We start from the raw sequence: 9,315 nt of genomic DNA on the forward strand, positions 1-9,315 counted from the left end.
ACTCATCGGGTCCAGGGCACGCAGTGTCCTGGCGGATAGGGGGGCCGGGGGAAAGGCGGAGCCTTTCCCCCGGGGAAGGCGCAACGCCGGCCCCGACCGCTCTCAGGCCTTCGGCAGGCGCACCACGAAGCGGGCGCCGGCGATGCCGCCATCCTCGCCGCGGCGGTTCTCGGCGGTGATGCGGCCGTTCAGGCCTTCCACGATCTGGCGGCAGATGGACAGGCCCAGGCCGGAATGCTGGCCGAACTGCTCGCCCTTGGGCCGCTCGCTGTAGAAGCGGTCGAAGATGTTCTCCAGCTTCGCCTCGGGGATGCCGGGGCCTTCGTCCTCCACGGCGAATTCCACCACGTTGCCTGTGGTGCGCGCCTTCACCCAGACGGTGCCGCGGGGCGGGGAGAAGGAGACCGCATTGCCGAGGAGGTTGCGGAAGACCTGTACCAGCCGCCCCTCGACGCCGCGCACCACCAGTCCCTTCGCTGGCGCCTCCAGCACCATGACCGGCGCGTCCTCGCCCAGCGGGCTGTTCTCGCGCGTCGCGGCGTGCAGCTCGGTCAGCGCGGAAAGGATGGGCGCGATGTCCACCGGCTCCGTCGCCGTGCGGGAAAGCTCCGCATCGACGCGGGAGGCATCGGAGATGTCGCCGATCAGCCGGTCCATCCGCACCGCGTCCTCGGCGATGATGGCCAGCAGCCGCGTGCGGTGCTCCGGGTTCTCGATCCGCCTGAGCGTCTCGATGGCCGAGCGCACCGAGGTGAGCGGGTTGCGCAGCTCATGCGCCACATCGGCAGCGAAGCGCTCGTTGCTGTCCACCCGCGCCCAGAGCGCGGTGGCGGCTTCCTGGAAGGAACGGGCCAGCGTGCCGATCTCGTCGCCCCGTTCCAGCAGCCGCTGCGGCACGGAGCCGGCGCGGCCCTTGCCCTGGCGCATGGCCCGGGCGGCGGAGGCAAGCGCCAGGATCGGCGAGGCCAGGGTCCGGTTCAGGTAGAGCGACAGCGCGACCGTCAGCACCAGCGCCATGGAGAAGAGTGCCAGCACCGAGCCGCGGATCTCGATCAGGCGCTGGTCCACCTCCCGCGCCTCGCGGGTCAGCAGCACGATGCCGACCGGCTGGTTGGCGCGCCGCGCCGGCTCCGCCACGGACACCAGCAGCCGCCCGTCGGCGGTGCGGCGGACATAGGGGTCCACGCCGCCCTCCAGCGCCAGGCGCAGCTCCTCCCGCCGGTCCGGGCCGCCGGCGGTGTTGTTGAATTCCGGCTGCCAGTCGAAGGAAGGCGCATCGGGGCCGACATCCACCACCACGTCGTCCGGTGCGCGCGGCACGCCCCAGCGCAGCAGCGTGGTGATCAGCCGGTCGGCGAAGCCGCCCACCGGGCCAGGCGGGTTGGGCGGGGGCAGCGGCTCGGTGACGATGTTGCCGTTGGCGCTTTCTCGCACCCGGCTGTCGGCCACAAGCAGGCCGTTGTTGTCGAAGAGCTTGGCCTGGGTGGCCGGGCTCGGCTCGGTCAGGCGGCGCAGCAGCGGCCGGGCGATGTCGGGCACCAGCACCGGATGGTCGTCCTGGATGCGGACGGCGGCCTCGGCCACGCCATTGGCATAGATCCGTGCCTGGGTCCGCAGCGCCAGCACCTCCCCGGCCAATAGCCCGTTCTGGTACTGGTCGAGGTAGAGCAGCGAGGTCGCCAGCAGGAAGGGCGGCAGCGCGTTGAGCAGCAGGATGCGCCGCAGCAGCGGCGACACGTTGCGGCGCATGCCCAGCCAGCCGCGCGGCCGCTCATCACGGGCGGAGGCCGCGACGGCGTCGTGGGCGGGACCGCCCGATGGGGAAGCCGCGGAGCCGAGGCTGGCGCTGCCGTCTGGCATCACGCCTCCTTGTATCGGTAGCCGATGCCGTAGAGCGTCTCGATCTGGGAGAATTCCGGATCGACCACGCGGAACTTCTTGCGGACCCGCTTCACATGGCTGTCGATCGTACGGTCGTCCACATAGATGTTCTCGCCATAGGCGGCGTCGATCAGCTGGTCGCGGTTCTTCACCATGCCCGGGCGGGTGGCGAGCGCCTTGACCAGCAGGAACTCCGTGACGGTGAGCTGCACCTGCTGGCCTTTCCAGAGGCAGGTGTGCTTGGTCTCGTCCAGCACCAAGTCGCCGCGCGACAGAACGCCGGTGGCCGCCACGCCCGAACCCTCGGCGCGGGAGGCCTCGTTGCGCCGCAGCAGGGTGCGGATGCGCTCCAGCAGCAGGCGCTGGGAGAAGGGCTTGGTGATGTAGTCGTCCGCCCCCAGGCGGAGGCCCATCAGCTCGTCCAGCTCGTCGTCCTTGGAGGTCAGGAAGATCACCGGCAGGCTGGTGCGTTGCCGCAGCCGCTGCAGCAGCTCCATCCCGTCCATGCGCGGCATCTTGATATCCAGCACGGCGAGGTCGGGCGGCCGGGCGAGCAGGCTCTGCAAGGCGCTTTCCCCGTCCGTATAGGTCCGCACCTGATAGCCCTCCTGTTCCAGGGTCATGGAGACCGAGGTGAGGATGTTGCGGTCGTCATCCACGAGGGCGATGGTCTGAGGCATGGTATCAGGGCGTCCAGGCGTTTCGTGATCGTCGGTTCTGGATACTGGAGGTAGATTGTGGCGCAACCGGGGAGCGGCAACGAGGACGGTTTCGCGGCTGGTGCGAGGGCGAGGGCCCTGATGCGGGGCGCGGCCGCCGCCACCCTGGCCACCCAGGCCGGCGGACAGCCCTTCGCCAGCCTTGTCACCCCCGCCGTGGCGCCGGATGGCTCGGTCCTGCTCTTCCTCTCGACACTGTCCGAGCACACCCGCCATCTCCTGGCCGAGCCGCGCTGCGCCCTGCTCTTCACCGGCCCCGCGCCGGAGATCAACCCGCAGACCGCTCCCCGCGTGACGGTGACCGGCCTGGCCATCCCCGTGCCGGAGGGCGAGGCGGACGCGCTCAAGTCGCGCTGGCTGCTGCGGCATCCCTATGCGGCGCTCTACGCGGGATTCGGCGATTTCGACCTTTGGCGGGTACGGCCCGGCGGCGCGCTGCTGGTCGCGGGCTTCGCCCAGGCGCGCCGCCTGCGCAGCGGCGAGATCGCGCCGGAGCCAAGCGCTGTGGCGGCCGTTGCGGGGGCCGAGGCGGAGCTCCTGGCGGGGCTCAATGCCGACCATGCCACGACCCTTGCCGCTGCCGGCACCCGCCTTTCCGGGGGCAGGGAAGGGGCCTGGAGGCTTCTGGGCCTGGATGTGGACGGGGCCGATCTGGGCTTCGAGGAAGCGGTGGTCAGGCTCCCCCTGCCTATCCCCGCCGCCTCGCCCGAGGCGCTGCGGGAGGGGCTGGTCGCGCTGTTGTGAGGACAAGGCGGAGTAGGGGAACTCATCCGGGCTGGGTCAGGATAAAACGACAGAATAAACATTATTGAGACGATATAACTTTTTTTATCAGAAATCTGCGCTTTCCAGCACATGCCGGGATGGCATGGGCAGCCTGAATCTTCTATATGGCTGCGGACTAAGCCACCGTTTTCCTTCTAGGAGGTCATGCCGGAATGTCAGTCACGCCCCTCACGTCACTCAAGGGTACCGGCGTCTCGGCCGACACGGTTCACGCGAATCTGACGGCCGCAGGCCTCTATGCCCATGCCTTGCGGCGCGGCGAGGGCCGGCTCTCCGCGGACGGTGCCTTCATGGCCGTCACCGGCCAGCACACCGGCCGCTCGGTGCAGGACAAGTTCGTGGCCGACGACCCCGAGGTCTCCAAGGAGATCTGGTGGGGCAAGGTCAACCAGAAGCTCGACCCGGCGAAGTTCGAGGGCTTCACCGCCGATGTCCGCGCTTGGCTCGGCCAGCGCGAGGAGCTCTTCACCGAGGATCTCTATGCCGGTGCTGACCCGGCGCACCGGATCAGGGTGCGGCTGGTGACCACCAATGCCTGGCACGCGCTCTTCGCCCGCAACATGTTCATCCGCCCGCCGGCGGAGGAGCTTGAGGGCTTCGAGCCGGACTACGTGATCCTGCACGCGCCGGAGATGGAGGCGAAGCCGGAGCATGGCGGCCGCGCCAACTCCACCACGCTGATCGCGCTCTCCTTCGCGAAGAAGCTGATCTGCATCGCGGGCACCTCCTATGCCGGCGAGATCAAGAAGAGCATCTTCACCGTCATGAACTGGCTGCTGCCGGCCGAGGGCGTGTTGCCGATGCACTGCTCCGCCAATGTCGGCAAGGACGGCGACACGGCGCTGTTCTTCGGCCTGTCCGGCACCGGCAAGACCACGCTCTCCTCCGACCCCGAGCGCAAGCTGATCGGCGACGACGAGCACGGCTGGTCGGACAAGGGCGTCTTCAACTTCGAGGGCGGCTGCTACGCCAAGGTCATCAAGCTGAGCCAGGAGGCCGAGCCGCAGATCTGGAACGCCTCCCACCGCTTCGGCACGGTGCTGGAGAACGTGGTGGGCGACGAGCGCGGCAACCTCGACCTCGAAGACAATTCGCTGACCGAGAACACCCGCGCCTGCTACCCGATCGAGTTCATCCCCAATACCCAGCCGAACGGCATGGGCGCGGTGCCGAAGAACGTGGTGATGCTGACGGCCGACGCCTTCGGCGTGCTGCCGCCGATCAGCAAGCTCTCCTCGGCCCAGGCCATGTACCACTTCCTTTCCGGCTACACCGCGCGCGTCGCCGGCACGGAGAAGGGGCTGGGCAAGGAGCCGCAGGCGACCTTCTCCACCTGCTTCGGCGCCCCCTTCCTGCCGCGCTTCCCCGAGGTGTACGGCAAGATGCTCTCCGCGCTGATCGAGAAGTACGGCGCCGATTGCTGGCTGGTGAACACCGGCTGGTCGGGCGGCGCCTATGGCACCGGCAGCCGCATGAGCATCAAGCACACCCGCGCCCTGCTGCGCGCGGCGCTGGACGGCTCGCTGGCCCAGGCCGAGTTCGAGACGGAACCCTTCTTCGGGCTCTCCATCCCGAAGAACGTGCCGGGCGTGCCAGCCGAGGTGCTGAACCCGCGCGCGGCCTGGGCGGACAAGGCCGCCTATGACCGCACCGCCGCCGACCTGCAGTCGCGTTTCGAGAAGAATTTCGAGACCTTCTCCGGCTCGGTCGGCGAGGATGTGAAGGCCGCCGCCATCAAGGCTGCCGCCTGACGAGGCTGGCAGCGGCCCTCCCTGGCCGTTCCACTTCGCGGATAACCCCCGGGGGAGAGGCGCTGCCTCTCCCGCCGGACCCCCTCTCCGCCGGGGACCGGAGCCGGTCCCCGGACCCCGGGCCTGAGTTGGCTCCGCGTGGTGGCCGCCAGCCTGCGGCCTGATCCCGGAGAGCAGGTGGCAACGCGGGGCTCCCGGAAAGAAGAAAGGCACCCTGTCCGCGCTGGTGGCACTGGCAGCCTGCCGGAGAGCGATGCTCTCCGGCGCGATCCGGCCGGCAGCGAAGAGGCAACGAACGGGAGGTCCAGGAACCTCAGGTTCCTGGCGGATAAGGGGGACGGGGGGAAAAGGCGGAGCCTTGTCCCCCGGAATGCGCAACGCCAAACCGGACTGTGGCCCGGCCGCCGTATGGTGACGGCCAGAGACACTCGCAGAAGCAACCAGCCTGGACCGGCGGCAAGCAGGATAGATTCATCATTTGAACTGATCGGTACGATCAGTTTTTTGCCCATTCAATCGATAATTGATGGGGCGCATATGGTCCTCACCGGCAGGCAATCAGGCCCGTCCGGCTCCAAGAGGCCAAGACGATGTCCCGCATTTCTTCCCGTATCGCCGCTGCCACCCTGGCCCTGTCGCTGGGCGCCTTCGCCGCCCCCTTCGCCGGGGCCGCCGAGGTGACGGATTTCTCCAATGCCGGCTCCTCCAGCATCCAGGGTGCGCCCGCCTATGAGGCGACCACCTACGCCTTGGCCGGTTCCACCCCTCGCAACACCAGCAATGCCGGCTCCTCGGCCGTCGGCCTTGGCTCGCCCCTGGCGGCGCAGCAGGTGATGCTCAGCCAGAACGGCATCGGCGCCTCGCCCACCGACTTCTCGGGCTCCGGCTCCAGCGCGGTGGGTGGTGGCTATGGCACCCAGGCCCGCGGCTTCCACCGCACCCTGGTGGCGTCGCGCTGACCGTCCCGCCGTTCCGGCAAGGATCACGAACCATGGAAACCGAAGGCGATACGAACGGTTCCGCCGCCCCGCTGTGGATCTCCCTGCTGCTGGACTGGCTTTCGGGCCATCCGCGGCAGCCTCCCCGGCTCGGCTGAGGCCCAGCCCCCCTTTCCCCCCAACATGAAGAAGGGCGTCCCATCCGGGGCGCCCTTCTTCATGTCGGCCCATCCGGATGCCCCGCCGGGCCGGTGCGCGCATCCAGTCCCGCTCCCGCCCATCCCCAGGGCCTCCTGTCTCGAACCATTGTGAAGGCGGGGGACGGCGCCAGCACGGGCCAGGGGTCCTATGATCCCGCCCTTCACGATCCCGCCGGGGCGGCGTCGGCGCGGAGGCGCGTGACGATGCCGGCCGCACCGGCGCAGCGGAGACCGCAAACGGCCATGAACAAGCTGCAGGCCATGGAGGTCTTCGCCAAGGTCGCGGAAACCGGCAGCTTCACCCGGGCCGCCGAGGCCATGGACCTGTCGCGCTCCGCCACCAGCGACCATGTCGCGGAACTGGAGCGACACCTGGGCGTGCGACTGCTGAACCGCACCACGCGCCGTGTCAGCCTGACCTCCGAGGGGCAGGTCTTCCTGGAACGGGCCCGGCAGGTGCTCGACCTGATCGGCCTGGCGGAGGAGGAGGCCAGCGTCGGAGCCCTGACCCCGCGCGGCCGCCTGCGGGTGAACGCGCCGGTCTCCTTCGGCCAGCACTACCTCGCCCCTCTCGTCAGCACCTTCCTCGCCCGCTATCCGGAGATCGAACTGGAACTGGTGCTGACGGACCGCGTCGTGGATCTGGTAGAGGAAGGCTACGACCTCGTGCTGCGGGTCGGGCGCCTGCCCGATTCCAGCCTGATCTCGCGCCGCATCACCACCTCGCGGATGGTCCTCTGCGCCTCGTCCGCCTATCTGGAACAGCACGGCACGCCCCGCCACCCGGCCGACCTGGCGCGGCATGCCTGCCTGCACCTGATCGGCACGGCCTGGCAGACCTGGAGCTTCGAGGGACCGGACGGCGCGGTGTCCGTGCCGGTGACCAGCCGCTTCACCGTCAACAACGTGGATGTGCTGATGCAGGCGACGCTGGATGGTGCCGGCCTTTGCCTGCTACCGCTGAACCTGGCGCAGGCGGCGATCCGGGACGGGCGGCTGGTGGAGGTGATGGCGGAATTCCGGGGACGGGAACTCGTCCTCCATGCCGTGCAGCCGCCGGGCCATCTGCCGGTCCCCAAGACCCGCGCCCTGATCGACTTCCTGACGGAGCATTTCGGCCCGCGCGCCCAGCGGAACGAGGCCCGGGAGAAGTGATGCGAAGCCTCCCCGAAGCGCTGCCCCGGCCGCGTCCGCCGCGCTGACCGTGGCGGGGGACAGAACGGCAGGCGCCGTGCGGCGGCGATGGCTGGTGCGGGTGCTGGCGGCGGCGCTGCTCCTCCTCGTCTTCGCGGGCGGGATCGTCTGGCTGCGGGACCGGGATCTGCTGCTGGCCAGCGAGCCGGAGCGCCGCGCCGCCCAACTGGACCTGCCGGCACAGGAGAGCGCCGTCGCCCTGCAACTGCGCCTGCCCTTCGACCTGCTGCGCCAGGCCGCCGATCGCGCCGTGCCGGCCGAGTTCCGCCAGGCGAGCGCGGCGGATGCCGGCACGCGCTACGACCTGGTGATCCGGCGCGAGGGGCGCTTCACCCTTTCGGAGGCCGGGGGACGGCTGCGGGTCCAGGTGCCGCTCTCGGTGTCCGGCTCCGTGGGGCTCGGCGGCGGCCTGGCGGAGTTCCTGTCGCTCGACGAGAAGAAGATCGACGCCGCCGCCATGGTGCAGGCGGATCTGGGCCTGACCCTCGACCGCGGCTGGTGTCCCGCGGTGGACATGGCGGTGGACTACCGCTGGACCCGCAGTCCGCGGCTGGAGATCCTCGGCGGCGTCTGGATCGGCATCGAGGAACGCGTCCGGGCGCAGATCGAGGCGGCGCTGCACGGCTTGCCGGAACAGCTTGCCAGGCTGGTGCCCTGCGGCACCATCCGGCGGCAGGCGCTGGAACTCTGGCAGCCGCGCGATATCCGGGTGCAGCTTCCCGCCGCCCCGCCGCTCTGGATCGGCATCCAGCCGCAATCGGTGGGTCTGTCGGAACTGGTCGTGGAGCCCGGGCGCCTGCGGGTGGTGCTGGGCCTGCGCGCCCGCACCAGCATCGCCTCGCGCAAGCCGGATGCGGCGCCGCCGGGCTTCCTGCCGCCGCTCGACGCCCTGCCGGAACGCTGGAACGAACGCGACGGGCGGCTGCGCCTCTCGGTGCCGGTGCGCGCCGGCTATGACATGATCCGCGACTGGCTGATGCGGGAATTCGGCCATCGCGACATCCCCGTCGAGACGCCGCTGGGCACGGCGCACCTGCGGGTGCAGGAGATCTTCCTCTATCCCAGCGCCCCCGCCATCGCCCTGGCGGTGCGCTTCAGCGCGGACCTGCCAGGCCTCTGGCCCGACACAACGGGACGGGTGGTCTTCTCGGCGCGCCCGGTGCTGAGCCGGGGCGGCACGCGGATCGGGCTGGAGGACCTGCGCTTCGCCCGCAGCCTGGACAGCACGGTCTGGTCGCTGGCCACGCTGATCTTCGAGCGGCAACTGCGCGAACGAATCAGCGAGATCGCCGTCTATGACCTGAAGGACGTGACGGACGGTGCCATGGCCGAACTGCGCCGCCGCCTCTCGGACCCTGCCTTCACCGGCGGGCTGCGCGTGACCCTGACGAAGCCCAGCCTGCGCCTGGAACAGGTGGTGCCGGAAAACGACGCCCTGACCGTCCTGGGCACCGCCGAAGCCGGCGTGGAGGCCGAGGTGACAGACCTGCCGGTGCCATGACCGCCGGGGCCGTGTTTCACGTTTGACGCCGCGTTGTCCCGGAGGAAAGGCGCTGCCTTTCCCCCGGACCCCCTATCCGCCAGGACCCTGCGGGCCCTGGACCCGATGAGTTGGTGCTCGCTGACGCCGGATCGCGCCGGAGAGCCTGGCTCTCCGGCGGACTGCCGGTGCCATGAGAGCGGACAGGTGTTTTTCTTTTCGGGAGCCCCGCCTTTCCACCTGCTCCCGGGGATCAGGCCGCAGGCTGACGGCCACCACGCAGAGCCAGCTCAGGCCCGGGGTCCGGGGACCGGCTTCGGTCCCCGGCGGAGAGGGGGTCCGGGGTGAGAGGCGGCGCCTCTCCCC

Annotated in this window: 7 protein-coding genes; 5 read left to right on the plus strand and 2 right to left on the minus strand. The window is 70.0% G+C overall.

What is annotated here, in order from left to right:
* Nucleotides 1-102: 102 nt before the first annotated feature.
* The gene (locus ROTAS13_RS13825) at nucleotides 103-1,749 is read right to left on the minus strand and encodes a stimulus-sensing domain-containing protein (RefSeq protein WP_019462279.1); all 1,647 of its coding nucleotides are present in this window, start codon (nucleotides 1,747-1,749) and stop codon (nucleotides 103-105) included.
* A gap of 110 nt (nucleotides 1,750-1,859) precedes the next feature.
* On the minus strand, nucleotides 1,860-2,561 hold the full coding sequence (locus ROTAS13_RS13830; RefSeq protein ID WP_019462278.1) for a response regulator transcription factor: 702 nt from the start codon (nucleotides 2,559-2,561) through the stop codon (nucleotides 1,860-1,862).
* 57 nt (nucleotides 2,562-2,618) lie between these two features.
* Here ROTAS13_RS13830 and ROTAS13_RS13835 point away from each other — a divergent pair, with 57 nt between their 5' ends.
* The 5 genes from ROTAS13_RS13835 (at nucleotide 2,619) to ROTAS13_RS13855 (ending at nucleotide 8,970) form a co-directional block, all read left to right on the plus strand.
* Nucleotides 2,619-3,344, plus strand: coding sequence for a pyridoxamine 5'-phosphate oxidase family protein (locus tag ROTAS13_RS13835; protein WP_338129618.1), 726 nt, complete (start codon nucleotides 2,619-2,621; stop codon nucleotides 3,342-3,344).
* A gap of 194 nt (nucleotides 3,345-3,538) precedes the next feature.
* Nucleotides 3,539-5,137, plus strand: a complete 1,599-nt coding sequence (locus ROTAS13_RS13840) for a phosphoenolpyruvate carboxykinase (protein ID WP_075822630.1) — start codon at nucleotides 3,539-3,541, stop codon at nucleotides 5,135-5,137.
* A 590-nt stretch (nucleotides 5,138-5,727) separates the two neighbouring features.
* A complete protein-coding gene (locus ROTAS13_RS13845) occupies nucleotides 5,728-6,096 on the plus strand; it encodes a hypothetical protein (RefSeq protein ID WP_027297235.1) in 369 nt (122 codons plus the stop codon).
* Nucleotides 6,097-6,518: 422 nt separating this feature from the next.
* Nucleotides 6,519-7,430 carry a LysR family transcriptional regulator gene (locus ROTAS13_RS13850; RefSeq protein ID WP_027297234.1) on the plus strand — a complete coding sequence of 304 codons (912 nt, stop codon included), beginning with the start codon at nucleotides 6,519-6,521 and terminating at the stop codon, nucleotides 7,428-7,430.
* A gap of 76 nt (nucleotides 7,431-7,506) precedes the next feature.
* Nucleotides 7,507-8,970, plus strand: a complete 1,464-nt coding sequence (locus tag ROTAS13_RS13855) for a DUF4403 family protein (RefSeq protein WP_081798588.1) — start codon at nucleotides 7,507-7,509, stop codon at nucleotides 8,968-8,970.
* Nucleotides 8,971-9,315 lie beyond the last annotated feature (345 nt).

This window comes from Roseomonas sp. TAS13, assembly GCF_001950415.1.
GTDB lineage: Bacteria > Pseudomonadota > Alphaproteobacteria > Acetobacterales > Acetobacteraceae > Roseomonas > Roseomonas mucosa.